The sequence below is a fragment of the Mesorhizobium sp. M0894 genome (assembly GCF_040319725.1).
Classification (GTDB): Bacteria; Pseudomonadota; Alphaproteobacteria; order Rhizobiales; family Rhizobiaceae; genus Mesorhizobium.
The window spans coordinates 138382-160923 of record NZ_JAMYOG010000010.1; the positions used below are offsets into that span (position 1 = coordinate 138382).

At 62.8% G+C, this 22542-nt stretch carries 31 protein-coding genes and 1 pseudogene; 21 read left to right on the forward strand and 11 right to left on the reverse strand.

Annotated features, from left to right (window positions below; translation table 11 throughout):
* Nucleotides 1–96 precede the first annotated feature (96 nt).
* Both NKH91_RS20305 and NKH91_RS20310 read left to right on the forward strand, forming a co-directional pair.
* Nucleotides 97–360, forward strand: coding sequence for a hypothetical protein (locus NKH91_RS20305; protein ID WP_352884853.1), 264 nt, complete (start codon nt 97–99; stop codon nt 358–360).
* A complete protein-coding gene (locus NKH91_RS20310) occupies nt 351–890 on the forward strand; it encodes a hypothetical protein (protein WP_352884854.1) in 540 nt (179 codons plus the stop codon). The genes NKH91_RS20305 and NKH91_RS20310 overlap by 10 nt, the downstream gene beginning before the upstream one ends.
* Here NKH91_RS20310 and yghU read toward each other — a convergent pair.
* Entirely contained in the window at nt 887–1774 is an 888-nt protein-coding gene (gene yghU, locus NKH91_RS20315) for a glutathione-dependent disulfide-bond oxidoreductase (RefSeq protein WP_352844584.1), read from the reverse strand. The two genes, NKH91_RS20310 and yghU, sit on opposite strands and share 4 nt — an antisense overlap.
* Before the next feature lie 287 nt (nt 1775–2061).
* Here yghU and NKH91_RS20320 point away from each other — a divergent pair, with 287 nt between their 5' ends.
* Nucleotides 2062–2967: a S1C family serine protease gene (locus tag NKH91_RS20320; RefSeq protein WP_023718127.1), complete on the forward strand. Its 906-nt coding sequence runs from the start codon at nt 2062–2064 to the stop codon at nt 2965–2967.
* 15 nt (nt 2968–2982) lie between these two features.
* Here the strand turns inward: NKH91_RS20320 and NKH91_RS20325 are convergent, their stop codons facing one another.
* The 5 genes from NKH91_RS20325 to NKH91_RS20345 all read right to left on the reverse strand — a co-directional run bounded on the left by NKH91_RS20325 (nt 2983) and on the right by NKH91_RS20345 (nt 4798).
* Nucleotides 2983–3594: a hypothetical protein gene (locus NKH91_RS20325; protein ID WP_352844583.1), complete on the reverse strand. Its 612-nt coding sequence runs from the start codon at nt 3592–3594 to the stop codon at nt 2983–2985.
* Between the two features lie 43 nt (nt 3595–3637).
* Nucleotides 3638–3835, reverse strand: coding sequence for a hypothetical protein (locus tag NKH91_RS20330; protein WP_031193725.1), 198 nt, complete (start codon nt 3833–3835; stop codon nt 3638–3640).
* Nucleotides 3836–4044: 209 nt separating this feature from the next.
* Nucleotides 4045–4227, reverse strand: coding sequence for a DUF3606 domain-containing protein (locus NKH91_RS20335; protein ID WP_023675702.1), 183 nt, complete (start codon nt 4225–4227; stop codon nt 4045–4047).
* A gap of 11 nt (nt 4228–4238) precedes the next feature.
* Complete coding sequence (locus NKH91_RS20340) at nt 4239–4547, reverse strand: hypothetical protein (RefSeq protein ID WP_023675703.1); 309 nt, start codon at nt 4545–4547, stop codon at nt 4239–4241.
* Nucleotides 4544–4798 carry a hypothetical protein gene (locus NKH91_RS20345; RefSeq protein ID WP_023718130.1) on the reverse strand — a complete coding sequence of 85 codons (255 nt, stop codon included), beginning with the start codon at nt 4796–4798 and terminating at the stop codon, nt 4544–4546. The genes NKH91_RS20340 and NKH91_RS20345 overlap by 4 nt, the downstream gene beginning before the upstream one ends.
* 122 nt (nt 4799–4920) lie before the next feature.
* On the opposite strand from NKH91_RS20345, the gene NKH91_RS20350 reads away from it, so the two are divergent.
* The 5 genes and pseudogenes from NKH91_RS20350 (at nt 4921) to NKH91_RS20370 (ending at nt 8008) form a co-directional block, all read left to right on the forward strand.
* Entirely contained in the window at nt 4921–5091 is a 171-nt protein-coding gene (locus NKH91_RS20350) for a hypothetical protein (RefSeq protein ID WP_352642923.1), read from the forward strand.
* A gap of 169 nt (nt 5092–5260) precedes the next feature.
* Nucleotides 5261–5587 carry a PadR family transcriptional regulator gene (locus NKH91_RS20355; protein WP_352844582.1) on the forward strand — a complete coding sequence of 109 codons (327 nt, stop codon included), beginning with the start codon at nt 5261–5263 and terminating at the stop codon, nt 5585–5587.
* A pseudogene (locus NKH91_RS20360) lies at nt 5584–6149 on the forward strand (DUF1700 domain-containing protein). Before NKH91_RS20355 ends, NKH91_RS20360 begins: the two are co-directional and overlap by 4 nt.
* 46 nt (nt 6150–6195) lie before the next feature.
* Nucleotides 6196–6903: a GIN domain-containing protein gene (locus NKH91_RS20365; RefSeq protein ID WP_352481626.1), complete on the forward strand. Its 708-nt coding sequence runs from the start codon at nt 6196–6198 to the stop codon at nt 6901–6903.
* Between the two features lie 151 nt (nt 6904–7054).
* On the forward strand, nt 7055–8008 hold the full coding sequence (locus NKH91_RS20370) for a prohibitin family protein (RefSeq protein ID WP_023718135.1): 954 nt from the start codon (nt 7055–7057) through the stop codon (nt 8006–8008).
* Nucleotides 8009–8067: 59 nt separating this feature from the next.
* On the opposite strand, the gene NKH91_RS20375 is transcribed toward NKH91_RS20370, so the two are convergent.
* Complete coding sequence (locus NKH91_RS20375) at nt 8068–8634, reverse strand: RBBP9/YdeN family alpha/beta hydrolase (RefSeq protein ID WP_352481625.1); 567 nt, start codon at nt 8632–8634, stop codon at nt 8068–8070.
* A 111-nt stretch (nt 8635–8745) separates the two neighbouring features.
* On the opposite strand from NKH91_RS20375, the gene NKH91_RS20380 reads away from it, so the two are divergent.
* Nucleotides 8746–9219: an Lrp/AsnC family transcriptional regulator gene (locus tag NKH91_RS20380; protein WP_023718137.1), complete on the forward strand. Its 474-nt coding sequence runs from the start codon at nt 8746–8748 to the stop codon at nt 9217–9219.
* 24 nt (nt 9220–9243) lie between these two features.
* Here the strand turns inward: NKH91_RS20380 and NKH91_RS20385 are convergent, their stop codons facing one another.
* The gene (locus tag NKH91_RS20385) at nt 9244–9717 is read right to left on the reverse strand and encodes an Lrp/AsnC family transcriptional regulator (protein ID WP_036244522.1); all 474 of its coding nucleotides are present in this window, start codon (nt 9715–9717) and stop codon (nt 9244–9246) included.
* A gap of 159 nt (nt 9718–9876) precedes the next feature.
* On the opposite strand from NKH91_RS20385, the gene NKH91_RS20390 reads away from it, so the two are divergent.
* From NKH91_RS20390 to NKH91_RS20400, 3 genes are all read left to right on the forward strand, one after another.
* Nucleotides 9877–10629, forward strand: coding sequence for a tryptophan 2,3-dioxygenase family protein (locus NKH91_RS20390; protein ID WP_352481624.1), 753 nt, complete (start codon nt 9877–9879; stop codon nt 10627–10629).
* 398 nt (nt 10630–11027) lie between these two features.
* The gene (locus tag NKH91_RS20395) at nt 11028–11459 is read left to right on the forward strand and encodes a DoxX family protein (protein WP_352481623.1); all 432 of its coding nucleotides are present in this window, start codon (nt 11028–11030) and stop codon (nt 11457–11459) included.
* 222 nt (nt 11460–11681) lie between these two features.
* The gene (locus NKH91_RS20400; protein ID WP_023718140.1) at nt 11682–12035 is read left to right on the forward strand and encodes a hypothetical protein; all 354 of its coding nucleotides are present in this window, start codon (nt 11682–11684) and stop codon (nt 12033–12035) included.
* Between the two features lie 76 nt (nt 12036–12111).
* Here NKH91_RS20400 and NKH91_RS20405 read toward each other — a convergent pair whose 3' ends face one another.
* Nucleotides 12112–12417, reverse strand: a complete 306-nt coding sequence (locus NKH91_RS20405) for a hypothetical protein (protein WP_023675713.1) — start codon at nt 12415–12417, stop codon at nt 12112–12114.
* Between the two features lie 212 nt (nt 12418–12629).
* Nucleotides 12630–13448: a class I SAM-dependent methyltransferase gene (locus NKH91_RS20410; RefSeq protein ID WP_023718142.1), complete on the reverse strand. Its 819-nt coding sequence runs from the start codon at nt 13446–13448 to the stop codon at nt 12630–12632.
* A 399-nt stretch (nt 13449–13847) separates the two neighbouring features.
* Between NKH91_RS20410 and NKH91_RS20415 the strand changes: the two genes are divergently transcribed.
* The 4 genes from NKH91_RS20415 to NKH91_RS20430 all read left to right on the forward strand — a co-directional run bounded on the left by NKH91_RS20415 (nt 13848) and on the right by NKH91_RS20430 (nt 16324).
* Nucleotides 13848–14255: a hypothetical protein gene (locus NKH91_RS20415; protein ID WP_352481621.1), complete on the forward strand. Its 408-nt coding sequence runs from the start codon at nt 13848–13850 to the stop codon at nt 14253–14255.
* A 3-nt stretch (nt 14256–14258) separates the two neighbouring features.
* Nucleotides 14259–14657 carry a hypothetical protein gene (locus NKH91_RS20420; protein WP_023718144.1) on the forward strand — a complete coding sequence of 133 codons (399 nt, stop codon included), beginning with the start codon at nt 14259–14261 and terminating at the stop codon, nt 14655–14657.
* A 79-nt stretch (nt 14658–14736) separates the two neighbouring features.
* Nucleotides 14737–15288, forward strand: a complete 552-nt coding sequence (locus tag NKH91_RS20425; RefSeq protein ID WP_352496073.1) for a terminase large subunit domain-containing protein — start codon at nt 14737–14739, stop codon at nt 15286–15288.
* Between the two features lie 280 nt (nt 15289–15568).
* Nucleotides 15569–16324, forward strand: coding sequence for a phage terminase large subunit family protein (locus tag NKH91_RS20430; protein WP_352816574.1), 756 nt, complete (start codon nt 15569–15571; stop codon nt 16322–16324).
* A gap of 64 nt (nt 16325–16388) precedes the next feature.
* Here NKH91_RS20430 and NKH91_RS20435 read toward each other — a convergent pair whose 3' ends face one another.
* Nucleotides 16389–17168 carry a DUF8453 domain-containing protein gene (locus NKH91_RS20435; RefSeq protein ID WP_352815641.1) on the reverse strand — a complete coding sequence of 260 codons (780 nt, stop codon included), beginning with the start codon at nt 17166–17168 and terminating at the stop codon, nt 16389–16391.
* A gap of 92 nt (nt 17169–17260) precedes the next feature.
* Here NKH91_RS20435 and NKH91_RS20440 point away from each other — a divergent pair, with 92 nt between their 5' ends.
* The 5 genes from NKH91_RS20440 (at nt 17261) to NKH91_RS20460 (ending at nt 22528) form a co-directional block, all read left to right on the forward strand.
* Complete coding sequence (locus NKH91_RS20440; RefSeq protein WP_352815642.1) at nt 17261–18082, forward strand: hypothetical protein; 822 nt, start codon at nt 17261–17263, stop codon at nt 18080–18082.
* 166 nt (nt 18083–18248) lie between these two features.
* Nucleotides 18249–18728 carry a hypothetical protein gene (locus NKH91_RS20445; protein ID WP_352844580.1) on the forward strand — a complete coding sequence of 160 codons (480 nt, stop codon included), beginning with the start codon at nt 18249–18251 and terminating at the stop codon, nt 18726–18728.
* 298 nt (nt 18729–19026) lie between these two features.
* Nucleotides 19027–20199 (forward strand): acyltransferase family protein, encoded by a 1173-nt coding sequence (locus NKH91_RS20450; protein ID WP_352844578.1) that lies wholly within the window; start codon nt 19027–19029, stop codon nt 20197–20199.
* A gap of 266 nt (nt 20200–20465) precedes the next feature.
* Complete coding sequence (locus tag NKH91_RS20455) at nt 20466–22208, forward strand: portal protein (protein WP_352844577.1); 1743 nt, start codon at nt 20466–20468, stop codon at nt 22206–22208.
* Nucleotides 22205–22528, forward strand: coding sequence for a Bbp19 family protein (locus NKH91_RS20460; RefSeq protein ID WP_352788691.1), 324 nt, complete (start codon nt 22205–22207; stop codon nt 22526–22528). The genes NKH91_RS20455 and NKH91_RS20460 overlap by 4 nt, the downstream gene beginning before the upstream one ends.
* Nucleotides 22529–22542: the final 14 nt, after the last annotated feature.

The window sequence follows — 22542 nt, forward strand, 5'->3', positions numbered from 1 at the left end:
ATGCGGCGTTGAGGCTATAAAGCCGTTCAACCGGGCGGCCTTGAGATGCATTTCGGTCGGTCGAGAGGGGGTATGGTGATCGACGGAACGCCAAACGTGATTCTGCTGATCGGCAGCGCCCCCGATGTGGTGCGCTGCGCGGCCTGGCCCAAGCAGGCCTTCGGCAAGATCGTCGCCATCAACAATGCCTGGCGCGTGCGCCCCGACTGGGATTTCCTCGTCCATGCCGGCGATTTCCCGGCGGAGCGGATGCCGCAAGGCGATCCCCTGCAGCAGGCGCAGATCTTCAGCGCCTCGCATTACGTTCCGGCGCAAAACAGCTTTGGCGGCTTCGTCTTGCCGGCGGCACCATGTCGATGACGGCGGCCTACTGGACGATCCACAGCCAGAAGCCCGACGTGCTGGCATTCCTTGGCTGCGACATGATCTACGACCAGCCCGGCAACACGCATTTTTATGGCGTCGGCCGCGCCGACCCTTTGCGCAACGACGTCACGCTGCGCAACCTCGAGGCGAAGTCGGCCCGCCTGCTCATCCATGCGCTCCGGCGCGGGTGCCTGTGCGTCAACCTATCCGACCTGCCGCGCAGCCGGCTGATCTTCCCGCGGCTGACGCTCGACGAGCTCGGCGCGCTGTCTTCCTCGCAGCTTTCGGAAATGAAGGCGGAGATGCTTGCCGGCCTGCAACTCGATCAGGCGGAGGAGGCCGACAGGATCGAGAAGGAACTCGGCTATTTCTTCGAGGACGGCATGTACTGGAAGCACCTCGACAAGCTCGACGAGAAATTCCTGGCCGATATCGACCGGCTGTGGATGGCGGCGGTGGAGGCGAGCCAGCCGAAGCTGCCAATCTCCCCCACGAGGGGGGAGATCGGCGCGTCGTCCGCTTAGCTTTTGGCCGCCTCGAGCTTGTCTTGCGTCTTCGTCTCGAAGTCGCTGGCGTCATGGCGCTCGTGCAGCTGCATCGAAGGCTCGCCGAAGGTGCGATTGACCATGCGGCCGCGCTTCACCGCCGGCCGGGCGTCGATGGCGTCGGCCCAGCGCTGCACGTTCTTGTACTCTTCCACCTGCAGGAACTCGCCGGAATCATCATACATGCGGCCCTTGGCCAGGCCGCCATACCAGGGCCACACCGCGATGTCGGCAATCGTGTAGTCGCTGCCGCCTAAATACTCGCTTTCGGCGAGGCGCCGGTCAAGCACGTCCATCTGCCGCTTGGTCTCCATGGCGAAGCGGTCGATGGCATATTCGATCTTCATCGGCGCATAGGCATAGAAATGGCCGAAGCCGCCGCCGAGATAGGGCGCCGACCCCATCTGCCAGAACAGCCATGACAGGGTTTCGGCACGAGCCGGCTGCTCTGTCGGCAGGAATTCGCCGAATTTTTCGGCGAGATAGAGCAGGATCGAACCGGATTCGAAGATGCGGATCGGCTTTTTCCCGCTGCGGTCCATCATGGCCGGGATCTTGGAGTTGGGGTTGACCTCGACGAAGCCGCTGCCGAACTGGTCGCCGTCATTGATCCTGATCGGCCAGGCGTCGTATTCGGCGCCGCTGTGGCCGAGCGCCAGAAGCTCCTCCAGCATGATCGTCACCTTGACGCCGTTCGGCGTCGCCAGCGAATAAAGCTGCAGCGGATGCTTGCCGACCGGCAGTTCCTTGTCATGCGTCGGGCCGGCGATCGGCCGGTTGATGTTGGCGAAAGCGCCGCCATTTGGCTTGTTCCAGGTCCAGACTTTTGGCGGCGTATATTGGTCCGTTGTGTAGTCGTTCATGTCGGGAGGCCTTTGGATTGGAAGGATTGGGGATTGGAAGGATTGGGGAGGATCTCAGGGTATCAACTTGGGTGATGGAGGAGGAACTTTGCATAGGACAGCTTCGGATAGCCGTAGGTACAGATAGGGCGGCCGGCGCTGTTGCAAAACCCCGGCGCCAACGGCGAGGCGCCGGTCCACACCAAAGCCGGCGCCGCCTCTTGCGCCTGGTCACCTGCGCCATACCTATAGCCCATATCGGCCTGCGAACCTCATATCAGCCTGCGAACATTGCCAGGAACCAAAGCATGAATATCGAGCCCCTTTTGCGATCCATCGTGGCCGTCCGCGCCACCGTCCCCGAAGACGCCTTCACGGCAGACGCGCTGGGCACCCGCCGCGAAGGCAGCGGCGTCGTCATCCGCGGCGACGGGTTGGTGCTCACCATCGGCTATCTCATCACCGAGGCCGAGGAGGTCTGGCTGGCCGACCAGGACGGCCGCGTGGTGCCCGCCCATGCGCTCGCCTACGATCAGGAATCGGGCTTCGGCCTGGTGCAGGCGCTGGCGCCGCTCGGACTGCCCGCCATTGCGCTCGGTGATGCGTCCAGGGCGAAGATCGGCGATCCCGTCGTGCTCGCCGACGGCGTCGGCCGCTCGGTGCGGGCGCAGATCGTCACCAAGCAGGAATTCGCCGGCTATTGGGAATATCTGCTCGACGAAGCGATCTTCACGGCGCCGGCCCACCCCTCATGGGGCGGCGCCGGCCTCATCGGCGCTGATGGCAGGCTGCTCGGCATCGGTTCGCTGCGCCTGCAGATGAGCCGCAACGGTGAGGTCGCCGACATCAACATGGTGGTGCCGATCGATCTGCTGCCGCCTATCCTCGACGATCTCCTGACGCGCGGCCAGGTCGCCAGGCCGCCGCGGCCGTGGCTCGGCGCCTTCTCGGCCGAGAGCGACGGCAAGGTCGTGGTGATGAGCGTCGCCGAGGGCGGCCCGGCCGCCCAGGCGGGCCTACGCCAGGGCGACGTCATCTCGGATGTCCGCGACGCGGCGGTCGACGGGCTCGCCGATTTTTATCGCAAGCTGTGGAAGAGCGGCCCGGCGGGCGCCGAGATCCCGATCCGGGTGCTGCGCGACGGCCGCGAAACCTGGCTGCGTGTCAAATCCGCCGATCGCAACAGCCTGCTGTGGAAGCCGCCGCTGCAGTGAGGCAACCGAAACCTCTCACGCTCCGCAAGCGCTGAAGCCAGTGCCTGGGGTCCACTCCGCGAACGGGATGACCTTGCCTTCGACCGATACGGTCGCGTGCCTGGTGGTGCCGTCCGCCAGCTTCTTGCTGCTTTTGCCCTTGCCGGTCAGCACATTGTAGTCGCAGTGGCCGGCAACATTGTCGTCCATGTAATCCCAATATTCGTAGGCGAAACCGGCGACGACGAACGTGCCGTTGCGCCAGGCGAGCGTCAGCGTCTTGTTGGTCCGCTCGCTGCCGATCTCCATCGCCGGAATATAGAGCTTGATCGAGCCGTTGGGGAGCGCGGTGAGTTCGGGCTCGGCGTCGGATGTGGCGGGGCCTGGCCGGTCGTAGTCCTTCCATTCCGCGTAAATCTGTTCATGCACGACCCCGGCAGGCCTGAGAAAATTGCCGTCGCGGTCCCTGAGGAACAAATGCAGGTCCATGGAATAGCCGGGCTCGGTCTCGACGATCATCGCCAGATCGGCGGCGCCATCGCCGTTCCAGTCGCCGGTCGCCGCCGTGATGATCTTCTGGGTCTCGATCGGCTCCGCCAGGGCGGCGGCCGGCAGCAACAGGACCAGACCGAATATTGTCGATCGCATGTAAATCCCCCGAGCTTGGGCAGGCCTGAGACGCACGCGCTTCTCAGGAGGCCCGGCTCTGCCGCGTCTCGGAACGGCTCGTCTCGTTGAGCAGCCGGCAGAGCGAAACCGCTTCACGACGGCTCAGGCCGATCAGCGCGATCTGCGAAAATTGCGCCGGCAGATCGTGAACGATGTCCCACACCATCCATCGTCCGTTCGGCTCCAAGACACATTCGTAGCGCAATAGTTGTTCCTGCATCCGACCCCCCGGCTTTGCTCACCGGACTGGTACAGTGTCGAGGTAAATGAGTTGTTGCGCCGCGAGAGTATTCCACGGCTATCAAAACCAGGCGTTGAATCCCGCAGCGGCGAGCCTGACACACAGCAGGCCGCCCGGCGGGGCGGATCTCGACAAGGCGGCAGGGCAGGGACGCTTCTGGCGTGAGCGGCGCCGGCCGCCAACGTGGATCAGGCGTTGCGGCTCGCCATATGCGCGTCGAGCTTCCTCCTCGAGGGGCCGTAGCGCTTGATAATGGTCGCGGCCTCGCTTTGCGGTATGCCGTATTTGCGGGCAAACGCAGCGACCTCGTATGGCTCTTCGCCGGAGACCAGTTTGCGATCCTGCTTGGTCTTGGATTTGTCGTCGGCCATGGCGTCCTCCATCACATCTGGTCGTTATAGGGCTCCTTGGTCCGGCCGACCATCCTGGCCAGTTCGGCAAAGGACGGCACGCCGGTTTCGCCCTGGGCATTGTTGGCCGCCTGCAGCAGCCTGAGCGGAAAGCAGACGGCGTCGCGGTTGGACGGCGACATGTCTTCATAGAGACGCTCGTCGCTGGTCATCGCCGCCTCGGCTCGGCGCAACGCCATGTCGACTTCGTCGACCGATAACAGGCCCTTGTGGACCAGCGCGTTGTTGACGGCCGCGATTGCCATCATCAGTCCTTCGAGCTGGAGATTGGCGACGTTCATCGTCTTGCGTCCTTGCCGGGCTTCTTGACGGTAGCCTTGCCGTCTGGACGGATCGCTGCGCGCGGCGGGTTCTGGCCCTCCGAATGCCGGGTCTTGTCGTCGAAATCGTCAGCCGGCCTGGTCAATCCCATGCCGCCGGGAGGTGGCTTGTTGCCGGCCGCATCCTGCGAGAATTCGTCGGCCGCGTCGGGGCTCGTCTTTGCCGGATATTTCCTCGCTCCGGTCTCGTAGCGGTTCTGGTCGTCGGCCATGTCCTGTGCTCCGGTTGCAATGAGCAGATAACTTTCATGCGACGGCAGCGGTTCCGTGGCGAAATCGACCTTGCCGGTGCCGCAGCCTTAGCAATCTGTCGGGTTTTCGTGCATTCTTGTGCATGCCAACGATGCTTCGCTCCGACGCGCCGGCAAAATGCTGCTCCTACTGCGGTGGGCGTGACCACAATTACGAGGATTGCCCGAAGCGCAAAAGCGATGCCGAACGGCAGAAGGACGCGTCAGGCAACGCCTACCAGCGCGGCGCTGCGGCTGGAGTGGAAGTCCGCTAAAGCGGTTCCAGAAAAGTGTCGGCGGTTTTCCGTCCGGAACTGCGTCAAACAGACAAGCGGTTTTCAAAGCCAATCTCCATTGTCCGCCTAGCCTGATGGCGAGCTACCAATCGCTACCTTGCATAAACAGGTAGCGTGTTATATACAGCCATTGAATTGGAAGTTACGCATGACCGACTCGATCCAGGTGCAGTTGCGAAAAGGCGCTCTCGAGGTGTGCGTCCTGGCCGTGCTGTCGCGGGGCGAAAGCTATGGCTACGAGATCGCCAGCACGCTGGTCGCCGCTGTGAACATGGGAGAAGGCACGATCTATCCGCTGATGCGGCGGATGCAGAATGACGGCCTCGTCGCCACCCGCATCGTCGAGTCGAGCAGCGGGCCGCCGCGCAAATATTACCGGCTCACGCCGCTCGGCCAGCAGGCTTTCGAAGCTCATCACCGCGACTGGCGCTCGCTCGCGGGCGCAGTCGACAAACTTCTTGAGGATTTGCCATGACCAGGGATGCCTTCCTGCGAAAATTGAGACTGGGGCTCGCCGGCTGCCAACTCAGGAGATCGAGGATATTATTGGCGACTACGCCGCCCATTTCGCCGATGCCTCGGGCCGCAGCGAAGCGGAGGTCGCGGCGGCCCTGGGTGACCCGGCCAGGCTTGCCCGCGAACTCCGCGCCGAAGCTGGGCTGCGCCGTTTTGAAACTCATTGGAGCGTGTCGAACATGTTGGCGGCGACGTTCGCGCTTGCCGGCCTTGCCTTCGTCGACATCGTCTTCCTGCTGCCGCTGCTCATCACCGCGGTCGTGCTTGCGCTCGGCCTTGGCATCACGCTTGTCGCCATCGGTGCGCTGGGCATCAAGATCATTCTGACCACGCTGCTGTTCGAGCCCGGCGGCACGCTCACGGCGATGCTTGGCCGCGTCTTCATCGGCGCCGGACTGGTGTGCGGGTTCCTCGGCGGCGGCGCCCTGCTGTTGCTGGGGTCGAGCGCCGGCATACAGGTCTTCGGGCGCTATGCCCGGATGCATTCCCGTCTGACCCACCCGGACCGCAACCAGGCTTGAGCGGTGCCAAGATCGCAATTTGTCATCACGTTGAAGGAAACGGACCATGACTGGAAAACTGGCATTCGTCGCAGCGGCGGGACTGGCCGGCGCCGCGCTCTTCCTGGCCGTCGGCATCGGGCTGGCCGGGCCGGACTGGATCAACGCCGGGGGTTCATGGATTGGCGGACAATCCACCTGCGGAGCAACCACATCGACCAGAAAAGAGGTCACGCTGCCGTTCCGCAACGACGGCAGTTTCACGATCGCTTTGCCGGCTTCAGTCCGTTATCAGCCGGGTGACAAGGCCGAGGCCGTCGTCAGCGGCGAGTCGACCCTGATCGACCATGTGCGGATGGAAGGCAGCAGGCTCACCTTGGATTGCGAACCGGGCTGGTTCGCGTCCCGATTCGATGTCAGCGTGTCGGGGCCGGCAATTTCAGACTGGAAAGTGGTCGGCAGCGGCGACCTTGCCCTGTCGCAGATCAATCAGCCCGGGCTGCAGCTGAACATCCGCGGCAGCGGCAGCGTTACCGCAACCGGAACCGCCCAGACGGTCGATCTGGATATCCGCGGTTCGGGCACCGGCCGGCTCAGGAACCTTATCGCCCAATCCGCGCGGATCGAGATCCGCGGCAGCGGCGATGCGGAGATTACCGCACAAGCGTATGCGGACGTCACGATTTCCGGCAGCGGTGACGTCGACGTCTATGGGCACCCGACCATGCGGCGTTCGGAGGTCAGAGGCAGCGGCAGCATTACGCAGGTGCCGTAAAGCAATTTCGGCGTAGGGAATTGCCCTGGCCGGCCCGAACCACCCGGCCGGTCCGACCGGCCGGCGCGAACATCCTTCCATGTCCAGAGGATTGCAATGCCGCCACTATTGTGGGCAAAACCAGCACGGGCAATCAAGTTGGGGTGGGGCAATGACCGATACGCAAGGCAATTCGGGCCGTCCGCAGGGCAAGCCGGGGACGGCGTCGATCGGTTCCGGCCTGATCGCCCTCGTCATCGTGGCGCTCGGCGTCTTTGCGCTCCTGGGATCCTGGTACACGATCGACCAGGGCGACCGCGGCGTGCTCTTGACCAACGGGGCGCTGAGCTCGGTCGTCGATCCCGGGCTGCATTTCAAGCTGCCATGGCTGCAGCGCGTCGAGAAGATCAGCCTGCGCCAGCAGGTGCTCAAATGGGGCTGCGAGAACCAGAACGATTGCAGCGGCCTGCCGGCCATGCAGGCCTATTCGCGCGACCAGCAGCCGGCGGACATGCGCGTCACCGTCAATTTCCACGTGCCGGCCGCCGAAGTCAGCAACGTCTACACCAATTACGGGTCGATCGAGGCACTGGCCGACCGTGTCATCGCCAGGAAAGCACCGCAGGAAATCAAGACGGTGTTCGGCCAGTACGACGCGGTGTCGGTGATCCAGAACCGGGCGAAGTTCAACAAGGACGTCGCCGAGGCCATTGCGGCGGTAACCGATGGCCCGGTGATGATCGACAGCGTGCAGGTCGAGAACATCGACTTCTCCGACGCCTACGAGCAGGCGGTCGAAGCCAGGATGACGGCGCAGGTCGAGGTGCAGAAGCAGGAACAAAACCTGCAGCAGGAAAAGATCAAGGCCGACATCGCCGTCACCCAGGCCAAGGGCCGCGCCGACAGCGTCAAGGCCGAAGCCGAAGCCAGCGCCTACAAGACCAGGATAGAAGGCGAGGCGACCGCGGAAGCCATCAAGGCCCGCGCCGCCGCAATCGCCAACAATCCGCTGCTGGTCGAACTGACCAAGGCGGAGAGATGGAACGGGGAATTGCCGAAGTCGATGATCCCGGGCTCAACCGTACCGTTCCTCGAACTCAGCTCGCCGGCCGCAGCATCGAACTGAGGCGCGGCATCGCGGCGCAACCAGGTCAGGGCGGCGGCGCGGTAGCCGTCGTGATGCGGTCACGGCTGAAGCACGGCGCCTCGGGCGCTTGCTTGCGTTTGCCCGAGAAAAGCCGTCAGCAGCTCCATTCCCGCCGGCCAGTCGCCGAGCCCGCTGTCGCCATTGATGTGGCCAAGCGGTCCGGCGATATGGAGATCGCTGCCCCAGCGCTCGGATTTTGCCCTGACATAGTCCAGCGAGCCGTAGGGATCGTTGGTGCTGGCGACAATCAGCGAGGGAAAGCGAAGCCGTTGTTGCGGTGTCTCGGCGAAGGCGCGGGCGGAGGAGGGGAAGGCCGGCGACGCAGGGTCCGGAACCGCAACCAGCAACGCGCCGCCGACCTCGCGGGGCGAGATCCGCTGCCAGTGCGCGACCAGCAGGCAGCCGAGGCTATGGGCGACGAGCACCGGTGGTGTCCTTGCCAGGCCTACGGCGGCTTCCAGCGCAGCCACCCAGTCGTCGAAGTCCGGCGCGTCCCAACTCGCCGGGCTGAACCGCCGCATCGCCAGGTCCGCCTGTTGCCAACGTGTCTGCCAGTGGGCTTTGCCCGATCCGCCGATGCCCGGCACAATGATGAATTCGGTCATGCGAAGCCCTTCTCTCCTGATGCAACGCGCGCAATTCTAGGTCTTCTCCCAGGCGGCGGAATGAGAGATCATCGGAAAGCAGCGAAGAAATCCGATGGATTAAAGGTGATCATGCGGAACGGCGATTATCGGCCAAGGCTCGATCCCACCGATCTGGCGATCATCGAGATCATGCAGGAGGATGGCCGCATCGGCATCTCCGAGCTTGGCCGCCGCGTCGGCCTGTCCCAGCCCGCCGCTTCGGAACGGGTGAAGCGGCTGGAGGAGCGCGGCGTCATCACCGGTTACAAGGCGGTGATCAATTCGGCAGCGCTCGGGCTCGGCACCATGGCGGTCATCCGCTTGCGCACCACGCATGAGCATATCCAGGCCTGCCTGAAGAAGTTCGCCCAGTTGCCGGAGGTGATCGAGGTACTGCGGGTGACCGGCGAGGACTGTTTTCTGGTCAAGGTCGTCGTCCCGTCACCGCCCGACCTTGAAAGCATCGTCGACAGCATCGGCCACTACGGCACGGTGACGACAAATGTGGTTCTGCGCGCCGAGCCACCGAAGCGGCTGGGGCGCGAATTGGTGACGAGGGCCTGACCGGGGCGCCGCCCCGCCGCCCGTCTATCGCTTTGTCTGCGTATGCCCGACGGCATTGGCGAACGAGATGCCGCCCTTGATCTCGCGCATCGCCATCGAGGTGATCGTGCGCCGCACGCCGGGTAACCGGCTGAGCTCCTCGCGCAGCATCCTGTCGAGCGCCATCATGTCGACGGTGACGATCTGCAGGAGATAGTCGGCCTCGCCTGTCGTGGCGTGGCAGCGGCGGATCAGCGGATGCTTCTGCACTGCCGCCTCGAAGGCGTCCGACAGCTCGAAATCGATCGACACCTGGATAAAGGCTTCGATGCCGAAGCCGAGCTTGGCCGGGTCGATGCGGGTCGAGTAGCCGCGGATGACGCCGGCGTCCTCCAGCGCCTTGACCCGCTTCCAGCACGGCGTCTTGCTCAGGCCAACCTCGTCGGCGAGCGCGGCAAAGGAGATGCGGGCATCGCGTTCGAGCGCCGCGACGATCTTCCGGTCGACCGCATCCAGCATCATTCGTTCTTTCCTTCCGCTTCAGATGCAGTTTTTGTCCTTCGTTTCCCGCCAGCCGAATAACAGAAAGGGACAATGTTCGGCAAGAAAGCGATTAGACTCGGGAACCGGGACCCAACAAGCGCCTGCGGCCCGACGGCCGGGGCAAGGAGCATGGCCATGGACAAGCAGGACTATTATGCCCGCATCGAAACGCCTGAGATGCGCGACTATGGCGTCTACCTCAAATGCGACAGGCTGCTCGCCTGCCAGAAGCCGCTGGCCGAGATGGTCAATGCCGACGAGCTGCAGTTCCAGATCGTGCATCAGGTCGAGGAACTGTGGATGAAGCTCATCGCCTATACGCTGGTCGACGTCGTCGATTTCCTGGAAAAGCAGGACACGCATCGCATCGTCACGCTGATGGGGCGCGTGCACCGGCTGATGCGCATGATGACGGCGCAGCTCGACCTGCTCGAAACCATGTCGCCCAAGGAATACCAGCAGATCCGGTTGCAGCTCGGCAATGGCAGCGGCCAGGAATCGCCGGGCTTCAAGCAGCTGCTGCGGCTGCCGCCCGATCTGTGGCGGGCCTTCAAGGCGTCCTACCTCGATGGCCGCGGGCTCTCGGTCGAGGACGTCTACGATGCCGGCTACGATCACGGCGACAGCTATGTCGTTGCCGAAGCGCTGGTCGAGTTCGACGAGCTGTTCCAGAAATTCCGCGCCAACCACCTCTACCTCATCCACCGCACGATCGGCCTCGGCGCGAAATCGCTGAAGGGCCGGCCGGTCGAATTGCTGGAGGCCGGCGCCCGCCACCGCTTCTTCCCGGAGCTCTGGGACATACGCTGGGCGATGACCGACCGCTGGGGCAGCCAGTATGGAACGATACGGGAGCCGATCAGCAAGCCGGGGGCCAAGGTGGGGTAGTCCTGAACCTGGTTCCTCGCCCTAGTAAAGGCAGGCAATCGATAGGGAGTCCCCCTCATCCGGCCGCGGAGCCTGTCCTCGGGCTTGCCGGAGGCAAGACCCGTGGGCGGCCACCTTCTCCCCGCTGGGGAGAAGAGGCTGGCATCAACGCAGGCGACCTCCTCTCCCCTCGGGGAGAGGTCGGATTGCCCCGAATTGCCCTTCGCAATTCGGTTGGCAATCCGGGTGAGGGGGCACTTGCCCATATGCGCCCTGCCTCCATTGGGCGAGGAACCAGGTTCTGCAATGTCTGGCCCGCTACGCGCTTGTATCCTGCAGGTTTTTCGGGGGATGATGTCGGGCTTGCGGCTGGTGGTGCGTCCTTGGGGCGAAACCGTCGCAACTCTTGGGAGGACATCATGACCTTGGAAACCACTCAATCATCCGTTCAGTCGCCGTGGCAGACCGCGGCAATCCTTGTCGCCCGCCTGATCTTTGCCGCCGTCTTCCTGATGGCCGTGACCTTCAAATTCATCGATATCGGCGCCACCGCCGGCTATATCGCGGCGGCCGGATTTCCGTTCCCGCTGTTCCTGGCCTGGTGCGCAGCCCTGCTCGAGGTCGTCCTCGTCCTATGCTTCCTGACCGGCGCCTTCTTCTCCTGGGCAGCACTCGTCGCCGGCGCCTATGTGCTGTTCCTGGGCTTCGCCTTCCACGGGCCATCGCACTGGGCCGGCAACCAGGCGGAGTTCGGCTTCTTCGTCGACCATTTCACCTTCCTGGCCGGGCTGCTGTTTGCCGCCGTGCACGGGCCAGGCCGCGTCCTGGCGCTGAAGCTTGGCAGGGGGTGATGCCGGAATTTCGGATCCGGCGTCTCGATCCGCACCAGCATCGTCGTGACATCGAGCACGGCCGGGTCCCGTCATTCAGGCCATCGCAGGTCGAGTGCAATAAAAGCGACAGCTAAAGTAACGGGCGTTCTAGGTTTATGCTTTTTGTAGAGGCGCCTGCATTCCCTCTGTACTTCCAACTTTCGACGGGCTAAGCAAGACACGGGTCTTGAGGGGGAATTCATGAACATCGCCACGCGTTTTGCTGCCGCCATGATCGGCGCGTCACTGCTTGCCGGCTGCACCACGTTGACCGAAGGCGAATTCAACACGATGCATGCCACGCTTGAAGGCAGCCCTGCCGTGAAGCGCCTGGTCATCAAGGACTGCATTGCAAGAGAGAAATCCACGTCGCTCGGCGAAAAGAAGACTTACGCTGCGTTCATGAATGTGAGCGTGGCGAAGTACGAGACGGCCCTGTGCAGCCGTATCAGCAATGCCATTGCCAGTGGCAGACTGACCTACGCCGACTATGTGAAGCTGCATTCGCCAACCGCCGACAACAGCAAGGTCATCAGGATCATGCAGGGCCGCTAGCAGTCGCCGCCAGCCCGGCACGGCAGCCGTTATCGCTGTGTCAACTCCGATCGCGGCGCCAGTTATGATCGCCGCGTCACATCTGGTCGTTGTAAGGTTCCTTGATCTGACCGACCATGCGCGCCAGTTTCGAGAAGGACGGCATGTCCGTCTCCGGCTGACACTGATTGGCCAACTCCAGCAGTCGGATCGGGAAGTTGACGGCGTCGCGGCTCGACGCCGACATGCCTTCGGACCTTTCCTCGTTGGTCTCGCTGGCTTCGGCCTTGCGCAAGGCGATGTCTATCTCCTCGACAGAGAGCACGCCCTTGCGGACCAGCACCTGATTGATCGATGCGATGGCCATAAGCAGGCCTTCGAGTTGCAGATTGGCGACATTCATGGCTTTTGCTCCCATTGGCTAAGCTTCAAACGCGCGAATGCCTGTTCTGATCCGGACGGTGGCGTCTCGCCGGCCGGTGTGCCTCGCCCACCACCTCGCATTTTTTGCTGCCGCCACATTTTGTTCTTGCTTTGTGCCGGCAGCTATGCTACTAATCTGGGTATGGTGCTGATTCACACCGACGACCCGCCTCCCGAGGCGGGTTTTTTGTTTCAGGCCGGTTTGGAGACTATCACGGCGAGCGAGGCGAGCTTTCCGTCACTCAGGCTTCGGATGTAGTTGCGGCGGCGCTGCAGGAATTCCGCGCCCATGACGATTTCATTTGCCTGCTGCTGCGCCGGCGAGGGCACGATGCCGGAATTGGCTCTCTTCAGCGCCAGCTCAACATGTTCGCCGGTTTCGTCGACGATCTCGTCGATGCGAAACCCGGCATCGCCAAACAGGGCTTTCAATTTTTCCCGATCGGCGAGGTGACTGGTCGCCGGCGAAACCGCCCATGGCATGGGGTAGTATGGCGCGCCGCCGGCGAGCACGGCCTCGGTCCAGATCAGCCTGCCCCGCGGTTTCAGCACGCGCCAGGCCTCGTCGATGACCGCGGCCTTATTCTCGATGTTCATGCCGACATAGAAGCAGATCGCCGCATCGAAGGTGCTGTCGCCAAAAGGCAATTTCGTCGCGTCGGCCTGATGGAAGCGAACCTTGTCGGACAATCCGCTGAGGGCGGTCAGTCGGCTCGACGCGGCGACAAAGGCCGGCGTCAGGTCGATGCCGTCGACCTGGCAGCCATAGGTCGAGGCCAGAAACCTTGCCGGCCCGCCAATGCCGCTGCCGATATCCAGGATCCGATCTGTCGGCGAAGGCGCAAGACGGGCCGCATGCTCCCGCGTGGCGATCAGTTCGCGGCCATGGAGCTGATCGAATGGATAGAGTTGCGCGGCGGCGAGTTTGCCGGCCGGGTCGGCGTCCGGGATCGCGGCCAAGATGCGATCGATGATGCCGTCGCTGCCGTAGTGACTGGTGACATTGTCCATGACGCGTTCCCCTCAAGCGCAAACACCATCCCATCAACGCAAGTCTCACGCAATGCCCCGCCTTTCTCGCCAAAGAACCCCTCTTTCCAGCCGTCCACCGATGAAGGGTGCGAGGTCGTCAGTGCATTTTTTTCCGCTGATGCCACATTTTGTTCTTGCTTTGTGCCGGCAGCTATGCTACTAATTTGGGTATGGTGCCAATTGGCTCCAACGACCCGCCCGCCGAGGCGGGTTTTTTGTTTCAGGCTTCCTTTTCGACCAAACGTTACGTGAGCTGCCAGCTGTGGGGCCGGCAGGACAGGGGCGCGAAGGAACGCGACCTGACGATCGTCGGAACCGCGAAATCACCAACCATGAATCCCGCAACGCGCTCGTGCGCCCACCCCAGAGAACATCCCCATGTCCAACCGTTACGCCACCATCATCACCGACGATGACGGCCACGAGGTCGTCAGCGCCATTGGCGAGTTCGCCGGCGCCGCACCCTATGCACGCATCGGCCGCTTCGAACTGGTCGCCGCCGGCGTGCGGATCGGTATGCTGCGTGGCGGTACCGTCGATGCGGTCGGCGGCTTCGGCTTCCCGTCGGAAGCACTCGACGGCAAGGCGGTGGCAATTCTCAGGGCACGGCTGAATGCCTTGCCTGACGCCGGTGCGATGAAGCCCGGCACGCCGACTGATGCGAAGCCGGCGAGCCAGCCGCACAAGCCGAAGTCGGCACGCGCCGGCAAGAAGGCCAAGCCGCGCAAGCGCATTGTGCGGCCAGCCAACAAGAAGCCGGCGATCTCCGCCGGGACGGCAGAGTAGGGCATGGCCAAGGCTCCTTCCACCGGCGATCCCCAGCCGCACGATCAAGCACCCGGCAAGCGAACCAAGCGGGCGAAGAAGACGCTGGCCGACGGCTTCCTCGAAGCGATCCGCGCCGATTTCCGCGCCCATGGCGCCGGCGTCATCGCCGAGGTGCGCGCCGAAAAGCCCGATCAGTATCTGAAGCTCGTGCTCTCGGTGCTGCCCAAGGATCTTAGTGTCAACATCAACAATCTGGATGCATTGAGCGATGACGAAATCAGGCAGCGCATCCGCGGCCTCGAAGCCGTCCTTAGGCCGTTCCTCGAGAAGCCGGACTTCGCAAAAGGCTTCGCCCAGCCGGGCGGCAAGGAAGGAATATCTCAGCCTGCTGGCGGAGCTGGACCGGAGGCGCCGCACTAACCAGCTTGCCGCCTATCGGCCTTATCCCCGACAGGCCGAATTTCACGCAGCCGGCGCGACCAATCGCGAGCGCCTGTTCATGGCCGGCAACCAGCTCGGCAAGACCAGGGCGGGCGGCGCCGAGTGGGCGATGCACCTCACCGGCCGCTATCCCGATTGGTGGCAAGGCAAGGTTTTCGATTGTGCGGTACGGATGTGGGCGGCCGGCGTCACCGGTGAAAGCACGCGCGACAACCCGCAGCGCATCCTGATCGGCCCGCCACAGCAGCAGGCGGCCTGGGGCACCGGGATGATCCCGGCCGACGCCCTCGTCAGCACGATGGCGGGACGGGCGCCGGGCGCGCTCGACAGCGTCGTGGTGCGCTGGGGCGGCGGCGGCGATGTCCAGGCCGACGAATCGGTGCTGTCGTTCAAGAGCTACGAGAAAGGCCGCGAGAAATGGCAGGGCGAAACGCTGCACGGCGTCTGGTTCGACGAGGAGCCGCCGCTCGACATCTATTCCGAAGGGCTGACCCGCACCAACGCCACCGGCGGCATCACCATCGTCACGTTCACGCCGCTGCTCGGCATGTCGGACGTGGTGCTGCTGTTTTTGTCCGCGGAGCAGGTGGGAGGGATGGGGAGGGGATGACAGCGCTGCGAAATCGCGCAACTCGCGTTCCTTCGCGCCCCCCTCTGTCCTGCCGGACATCTCCCCCTCTAGTGGGGAGATTGGATGTCGCATTGGCTTTCGCCAATCTCCAATGCTTGCGGATAAGCGAGACGCTGAAGCTGCCATCTCCCCCCTTGAGGGGGAGATGTCCGGCAGGACAGAGGGGGGCGCTGTCCCGCCATCATGAAAACATCTTACCGAACAGCAGCATACGTCCAACACCTGCCACCATGATTCAATGCCGCGAGGGTGAAAAACAATGACCCGTCACGTCACCTTCATGACCATCGACGATGCCGAGCATTATACGCCGCAGCAGCGCGCCGAGATCATTGCCGCCTATCCGGCGCATGAGCGTGAGGCGCGGGCCAAAGGCATTCCGGTGCTCGGCTCCGGCCGCATATTTCCGGTGGCCGAGGAGCTGATCGCCTGTGAGCCGTTCCCGCTGCCGCGCTATTGGCCGCGGCTCGGCGCACTCGATTTCGGCTGGGACCATCCCTCGGCGGCTGTCGAGCTCGCCTGGGATACGGAGGCCGATGTCGTCTATGTCACAAAGGCCTGCCGCGCTTCGCAGCAGACTCCCGCCATGCAGGCGCTGACGTTGAAACCATGGGGCGAATGGCTGCCATGGGCATGGCCGCGCGACGGCCGCCGCGAGACGCTGGAAGGCGCCGGCACCGCACTTGCGAAGCAATATTCAGCCCATGGGCTGAACATGCTCGCCAGCCATGCGCAGTTCGCCGACGGTTCGGTCTCGGTCGAGGCCGGGCTGATGGACATGCTCGATCGCATGCAATCAGGCCGCTTCAAGGTGTTTTCGACGCTTTTGCCGTGGTTCGAGGAGTTCCGGCTCTATCACCGCCGGGATGGCCAGGTGGTGAAGTTGCGCGACGATTTGATGGCGGCGACCCGCTATGGCGTGATGATGCTGAGGGAAGCGGTGGTCGACCCGGCGGTGTTCAAAGCCGCGCGGCGCAAGGCCGGGCAGAGCGATCCGCTGGGGGCGTTTCGGTGAGCGTGCTAACTGCGGCGTGGCTGGCCGACGCGATCAAGCCTCCGCGATACGTGCCCGCATTCATTCAACTGGAATTGTTGTGTTCTTCCGTGCGGTGCCACACAGTCTCGCGGCGCTTATCGGGAGCGACAAATATTACGAAGCTGAAGTTTGTCACCCGAGAATGAGAAAACATATCTTCATACGATACGCGCCCCCGAACATGAAAAAAAAGCTTTCCGCGTACCAATTCTCTAAGTTGCTGACTAGAAAGTCTGGTGCCAATCGTAGTATGTCTCATCATTTGGCGCGGAGACATGCTCGTTACGCTTGCTAAACCGGTTCCAGCGGGTGGAGCATTCATCGAATAGTCGAAACCAATTGGTACAATCGGATTGCTTAATATTTCAACATTGCTGAGAATTCTTACCTCGTTGGCTGGAGTTAAGCCGTTGTTGACTATGGTGAGGTAAAAATGGAAGAGCTGATTTTTACTTTGTCTGGAATTGGTTTGGCTATCAACTGAGATGTATGCCCTCAGTTGCCTCTCGGCAGTCTTGTCGGCTCCTTGAACCAGTCGCCGAGTGGACCACCACAACGCGACGGTCGCAAAGAATAGAAGCAAAGTGAAAACTACCAAAAGCGAGTCGGTAATTTTCAATCGGTGCCCCAGCAGCGCCCAATATTCGGAAATTTCCTCGCCGCCATTTTGCGCGTTGGGCTTAGATTCGTCATATGCGGGCGCGGTATGATTGCCTTGGACTGCAACAAGTCCTTGGGCCTCTTGCGCTCCTGTGTGCGTGGTCAGTAACATAAATAGAACAATAAATAGAAATCGCACGATCGTCCCTCCTGCCTCTGCCATGATGCTTTGACACCCCGGACTCCACAAGGCGTTTCATTTCATGCGTGGCGAACTGGGGCGCGGCTGGTAGGGCACTGTGGGTGAAATGAGGGTTGCAGAAGGTGCAGAACAAAATTGTTTCGATGCGAGATATTGAGCGAAGCCTTGGTGCTTATTCGGTTTGCTTTGCTTCGGTGGGGAACCCTGAACGAGCGATCTCAGCCGGATCTGGTTCTTTGGTGCGGATTGGCGAGCGCCGTGGCGTGATGACGGCGCGTCATGTGCTTGATGAACTCCCCGGCGAAGGAGAAGTCCCGTTTTTGGACTTTGGTCGCCCCGACAAACAGCGACAAAAACACCACCTTGTCATCGAACACTGTCGCAGATTTGACCTTCCCGACAACGATCGCGGCAGGGACGTTCCCGATCTTGCTTTTTTGCAGTTGCCTGTGAACGAGGTCGTGAGACTTGAAGCGCTGGGCTGCTCCTTCCACAACCTTTCAAGAAACTTTAGCGAGCCATTCCCCACGGGGTTCCCAAAGGATAGTTTCATCGACGTTGTCGCCGGCGTTGTTGAGGAATTTTCTGAAGCCTCTGTGTCCGATACCGACGGACTGACGACAATGTTCACTACGCTCCCCACGCTTGCCAGTGTCATTGGCGAACGCGCTGTTGGTGGATACGATATCAAAGAAGTCACTTTTCACTTCGATGACGATATGCGTCGCCCAACTACTTATGGCGGCATGAGCGGTGGTGCTCTTTGGCGGATATTTGCCGAGCGCGTCGGCGAGACCGGTTATGAGGTTCATCGAAAGTACATTTTTGGTGTCGCCTTTCACCAGTCATCACAGAACGAGGCAGGCGACCGGATAATTTCCTGCCACGGTCCCGCATCTATCATTCGCCTGCACGACGTGGTGGCGGCTGCCTAACGTCGAAAAATACCCGTGACAAGGAAGGCCACGCCATGGCTCTGGCCTCCACATGACCATCCGCATCATTCCCGCCACTTTGCGCGATCTCTCCTAGATCGCCGCCAACCTGCGGCCGGAGGACCGAGCCGAGATCGACTGCCAGTTCGACGAGTGGTCGCCGGCTTTGCTTGCGCTGACGGCGCTGCAGGGATTTGCCTATGTCGCCGAGCTCGACGGCAATCCGGAGGCCGGCTTCGGCGCCGCCGAACAGCGCAGCGGGCTGTGGATCGCCTGGAGCTGGGGCACGCGCCGCATGAGGCGCTGCGTGCCTGGGATTACGGAATTCTTTCACGCCGTGCTCGGGCCGCAGGTTGCGGCGCACGGCGCCTGGCGGGTCGAGGCGCGAGCGCTGGCCGCCAATGAATTGGCGCTGCGCTGGCTGGCCCGGCTTGGTGCCACGCAACGCTGCCGCCTGCCGGGCTACGGCCGGAACGGCGAGGATTTTCTGCTCTACGACTGGACGAGAAGCTCTCACTTTGGAGAAAACCATGTGCCTTTTTCAAAAGCCGCGGGCGCTGAAGCCGTTGCCGCCGACACCGACCATTGCCGACAAGGACGTGCAGGCGCGCGAGGCCGCGTTGCGGGCCCAGCTGGCGGCCAATGATGGGACCGCGGGAACGGTGAAGACCGATTTGTCGCCCAGTGAGCTCACCGGCCAGCGCCGCGTGCTGCTGGGGGTTTGACATGGGCGCGATGAGAAGAGTGTTCCGCAACCGCGTGCTGGCGTGGTGGTACTGGCGCCGGCACGCAAGGTTGGTGAAGAAGAGAGGCGGGTGATGCTGCCGATCTCCCCCACGAGGGGGGAGATCGCAGCTTCCGCGTTTTCCGTAACAACCGAGCGCAAATCGTGTTCCTTCCGCACGGTTGACATTCTTCCCTCAGCCGCCATGCTGCATTGCAACATGGCTATCGAGAAGTTCGGCATGACGGAAGCATCGCGCATCGAGTGCCTGGACGGGCTTCGGGCGCTCGCCGCGATCTGGGTGCTTATCGGGCACTGCCTGCTGTTGACCGGCTGGCAGGTTCCTATCCTCGGCGAACCGGACCTCGGCGTCGATCTGTTCATCATGCTGTCCGGCTTCCTGATGGTGTTCCATTACCAGTTGCGCCAGGACAAGGAGCCCTGGCAAAGGCCGGAAACCTGGCTGAAATTCTGGACCCGCCGCTACTTCAGGATAGCGCCGCTGTTCTACGTCATGCTGTTCGCTGCCCTGGCGCTTGGCCCCTATCTCTACCAGTCGAGGATGGTCATCGACGAGTTCCTGCTGAGGTCGCCGCAGGCGCCCGAGCGTTATCTCGACAGCGGCCTGAAGAATATTGGCGCCCATCTGCTGTTCCTGTTCGGCCTGGTGCCGAATTTCGCCTATCGCACGCCGCTGCCGGACTGGAGCCTCGGGCTGGAGATGCAGTTCTATGCGGTGTTTCCGGCGATCATGCTGCTGGTGCGCAGGCTTGACTGGGTATGGAGCGCCATTCTGGTCGCGGCCACCGGCAGCGCGATCGTGTTGTTGATGGGGCAATTGTCGGTGCATTTTCCGATGCCGTCGTTTCTGCCGCTGAAGATGCAGATTTTCCTGTGCGGGATGCTGCTGGCGGGCGTCGTCCATCAAAGGCAAAAGCGGCCCTTCGCATATCTGGCGTTGGCCATGGCTCTGGCCGCGCTGCCCTTCGGCGGCGGCTATGGGCTTGGCAAGCTTTTGATGCGGGAAGCGCTCGTATTGGGTTTCTTTGCCCTGGTTCTCTACCGGATGCTGCCGGGAATGATGGGCATCGTGGCCAGAAAGATCGCCATGACGCTCGCCAACAGGTTCTTTCATCTGATGGGTGAGCTTTCCTTCAGCATCTATTTGATCCATCTGCTGGTTCTCCAGCCGGTCGCGGCCCTGGTCATCACCCAGTTCGGCTACGAATTGTCGGCGCCGCTGCGCTTTGCGGTCGTCACTGTCGTCGTTCTGCCGGTGGTGTGCCTGCTGTCCTGGATCACCTACACGCTGATCGAAGTGCCCGGCCAGAAGATGGGACGTTTCGTGGTGCAGCGTTTTGGGCGGAGCCCGGCGCTCGAGGGCAGCGCATGATCAGCTGAAACTGCCGATTTCCCCCTCGTGGGGGAGATGCCCGGCAGGGCAGAGGGGGGCGCTGTCCCGCCGGCTTGTGGATCATTTGTAACGCGACGTTAGGCGAATTCCGGTTGGGCGAATCCGGTCGGAAAAACATAAAAAACGCAGGCTTGCGATCCTTCGCGCCCCTCTGTCCTGCCGGACATCTCCCCCACAAGGGGGAGGTCGGCAGCTTCGGCGTCCCGCCGCTTCTTTTCAATCAAATCCATCAAGCGAGGCTGACCATGAGCGATTCCCGTGCTCGCGATATTCTGTCGCGACAGGCAGAACTGGAGAGCGAACGCAGCCAGTACGAGCATGTCTGGGAGGCGGTGTCCGAATTCTGCGACCCCGATGCGCCCGATATGTGGAGCGGCCGCCGCCAGGCCGGCACGGATTCGCAGGCCGAACGGCAGGAGCGGCGCGGTGCGCGCGTCTACGCCAACACCATCAACTCGGCCGCCAACCGGCTGGCCGCCGGGCTGGAAAGCCTGATCATCCCGCAGTCAGAGAAATGGCATGGGCTGTCGACCGCGGCAATCAACGACGAGGAAACCGACGAGGAAAAGGAATGGGCGGAAGCGCTGCGCGATTTCCTGTTTTCGCTGCGCTACTCCGCCAATTCGAACTTCGTGCCGGCAACACAGGCATGCCTGCGCAATGTCGTGCGCTACGGCCCAGCCTATCTCTACGCCGAGGAGGGTTTTGGCGGCACGCTGATCCGCTATGCCTCGATCCCCGTGGTCGAGGGCTATCTCTCGCGCAACCGCTGGGGCCAGGTCGATATTTTCCACCGCCGCTACGAGCGCACGGCGCGGCAGGCGGCGCAACTGCTCGGCTATGAAAAGCTGCCGGTGCGGATCAAGGTTCTGGTCGACGACCCCTCGAAATGCGAGACGAAGATCTCGCTGATCCAGTGCATCCAGCCGCGCGACGAGCGCAAGATGTACAGTCTGAGCGGCACCTATCAGTATCTCGATACGGCGTTCGCTTCCTATCACGTCATCGAGGACGAGGAGGTGATCGTCAGGGAAAGCGGTTTTCGCTCGTTCCCGGTATCGTGCTTCAACTGGCGCCGCTACGAGGGCGATCCCTACGGCATCTCGCCGACCATCGAGGCGCTGACGACGGTGCGCGAGGAGAACGCCGTGCGGCGCTCCGGCCTGCGCGCCCTGCAGCAGATCACCGATCCGGCGACCGCGTCCAAGGCGCGGCTCGACTATGTGCCGGTGCTCAATCCCGGCGAGAATTATCCGGGCCTGATCGACGATGCCGGCCGGCCGCTGATCGCGCCCATCGCCACCGGCCAGAACCCGACCTATGCGTTCAATTATGCCGACAGCCGGGCCGAGGAGATCCGCGACATGATGTTCGTCAACCTGTTCCAGACGCTGGTGCAGAACCCGCAGATGACGGCGACCGAGGCCTTGATCCGGCAGGAGGAGAAGGGCGCGCTGCTCGGGCCGAGCGGCTCGATCATCCAGGCCGGCTTTGCCAGCAATCTCGACCGCGAGCTGGGTATTCTGGAAGACAAGGGACTTTACGAGGAAGACAGCCGCTTCCTGCCGCCGGCGAGCCTCGCCGGCAAGGCGCTGCGGCCGACCTTCACCGGCCCGCTCGACGTGCTGCGCCGCTCGGCCGAAGCCCGCGACACCATCCAGGTGGTGACGACGGCCATGCAGATGGCGCAATTCGATCCCGGCATCATGGACAACATCGACGGCGATGAAGCACTGAAGATCGTGCAGGGCGCGGGCCGCAGCCCGCAGCGCATCTTTCGCCGCCAGGACGAGGTGGCCGGTATCCGCGATGCCAGAGCCAAAGCGCAGCAGGAACAGGCCGGCATGGCGGCGGTCGCCGCCGCCGGCAAGGTCGCCAGGGATGCGGTGCCGGCGGCCGTACAGGCGCGCGATCGCGGCCTGCTGGATGGACTCGGCGAGCTGATGCCGCAGGGTGTGCAAGATGCTTCGGGCGGGCAGGGCGTATGAGTGGCAAACGCTTCGCCCATTCCAGCCAGGCCGGCGGCCCGGCCAAGGCGCAAGATGCGCTGGCCAAGGCCTATCTCAGGGTGTTCTCAGGCCAGGACGGCGAAATGGTGCTGGCCGACCTGACGGCCGCGACCGGCTATTATCGCCGGCCATCCTATGGCGAGTGGCTGGCCAAGACGAAAACTCCGAACGGCTTCGAGCTGCACAGCGCGCTGAGCAACGCCCGCGCCGAGGTGGTGCAGCACATCATGGGGTTCCTGACGCTGGACGAAGCGCAACTGGCGGCACTGGAGAAGGCGGCGAGGGCGGAGGGGAGGTAGGGTTTGGGGCTACA

Coding starts and splice junctions, on each gene's coding strand:
- NKH91_RS20310 (WP_352884854.1), top strand. CDS start 351: ATGTCGATGACGGCGGCCTACTGGACGATCCACAGCCAGAAGCCCGAC.
- yghU (WP_352844584.1), bottom strand. CDS start 1,774: ATGAACGACTACACAACGGACCAATATACGCCGCCAAAAGTCTGGACC.
- NKH91_RS20320 (WP_023718127.1), top strand. CDS start 2,062: ATGAATATCGAGCCCCTTTTGCGATCCATCGTGGCCGTCCGCGCCACC.
- NKH91_RS20325 (WP_352844583.1), bottom strand. CDS start 3,594: ATGCGATCGACAATATTCGGTCTGGTCCTGTTGCTGCCGGCCGCCGCC.
- NKH91_RS20330 (WP_031193725.1), bottom strand. CDS start 3,835: ATGCAGGAACAACTATTGCGCTACGAATGTGTCTTGGAGCCGAACGGA.
- NKH91_RS20335 (WP_023675702.1), bottom strand. CDS start 4,227: ATGGCCGACGACAAATCCAAGACCAAGCAGGATCGCAAACTGGTCTCC.
- NKH91_RS20340 (WP_023675703.1), bottom strand. CDS start 4,547: ATGAACGTCGCCAATCTCCAGCTCGAAGGACTGATGATGGCAATCGCG.
- NKH91_RS20345 (WP_023718130.1), bottom strand. CDS start 4,798: ATGGCCGACGACCAGAACCGCTACGAGACCGGAGCGAGGAAATATCCG.
- NKH91_RS20350 (WP_352642923.1), top strand. CDS start 4,921: ATGCCAACGATGCTTCGCTCCGACGCGCCGGCAAAATGCTGCTCCTAC.
- NKH91_RS20355 (WP_352844582.1), top strand. CDS start 5,261: ATGACCGACTCGATCCAGGTGCAGTTGCGAAAAGGCGCTCTCGAGGTG.
- NKH91_RS20365 (WP_352481626.1), top strand. CDS start 6,196: ATGACTGGAAAACTGGCATTCGTCGCAGCGGCGGGACTGGCCGGCGCC.
- NKH91_RS20370 (WP_023718135.1), top strand. CDS start 7,055: ATGACCGATACGCAAGGCAATTCGGGCCGTCCGCAGGGCAAGCCGGGG.
- NKH91_RS20375 (WP_352481625.1), bottom strand. CDS start 8,634: ATGACCGAATTCATCATTGTGCCGGGCATCGGCGGATCGGGCAAAGCC.
- NKH91_RS20380 (WP_023718137.1), top strand. CDS start 8,746: ATGCGGAACGGCGATTATCGGCCAAGGCTCGATCCCACCGATCTGGCG.
- NKH91_RS20385 (WP_036244522.1), bottom strand. CDS start 9,717: ATGCTGGATGCGGTCGACCGGAAGATCGTCGCGGCGCTCGAACGCGAT.
- NKH91_RS20390 (WP_352481624.1), top strand. CDS start 9,877: ATGGACAAGCAGGACTATTATGCCCGCATCGAAACGCCTGAGATGCGC.
- NKH91_RS20395 (WP_352481623.1), top strand. CDS start 11,028: ATGACCTTGGAAACCACTCAATCATCCGTTCAGTCGCCGTGGCAGACC.
- NKH91_RS20400 (WP_023718140.1), top strand. CDS start 11,682: ATGAACATCGCCACGCGTTTTGCTGCCGCCATGATCGGCGCGTCACTG.
- NKH91_RS20405 (WP_023675713.1), bottom strand. CDS start 12,417: ATGAATGTCGCCAATCTGCAACTCGAAGGCCTGCTTATGGCCATCGCA.
- NKH91_RS20410 (WP_023718142.1), bottom strand. CDS start 13,448: ATGGACAATGTCACCAGTCACTACGGCAGCGACGGCATCATCGATCGC.
- NKH91_RS20415 (WP_352481621.1), top strand. CDS start 13,848: ATGTCCAACCGTTACGCCACCATCATCACCGACGATGACGGCCACGAG.
- NKH91_RS20420 (WP_023718144.1), top strand. CDS start 14,259: ATGGCCAAGGCTCCTTCCACCGGCGATCCCCAGCCGCACGATCAAGCA.
- NKH91_RS20425 (WP_352496073.1), top strand. CDS start 14,737: ATGGCCGGCAACCAGCTCGGCAAGACCAGGGCGGGCGGCGCCGAGTGG.
- NKH91_RS20430 (WP_352816574.1), top strand. CDS start 15,569: ATGACCCGTCACGTCACCTTCATGACCATCGACGATGCCGAGCATTAT.
- NKH91_RS20435 (WP_352815641.1), bottom strand. CDS start 17,168: ATGGCAGAGGCAGGAGGGACGATCGTGCGATTTCTATTTATTGTTCTA.
- NKH91_RS20450 (WP_352844578.1), top strand. CDS start 19,027: ATGGCTATCGAGAAGTTCGGCATGACGGAAGCATCGCGCATCGAGTGC.
- NKH91_RS20455 (WP_352844577.1), top strand. CDS start 20,466: ATGAGCGATTCCCGTGCTCGCGATATTCTGTCGCGACAGGCAGAACTG.
- NKH91_RS20460 (WP_352788691.1), top strand. CDS start 22,205: ATGAGTGGCAAACGCTTCGCCCATTCCAGCCAGGCCGGCGGCCCGGCC.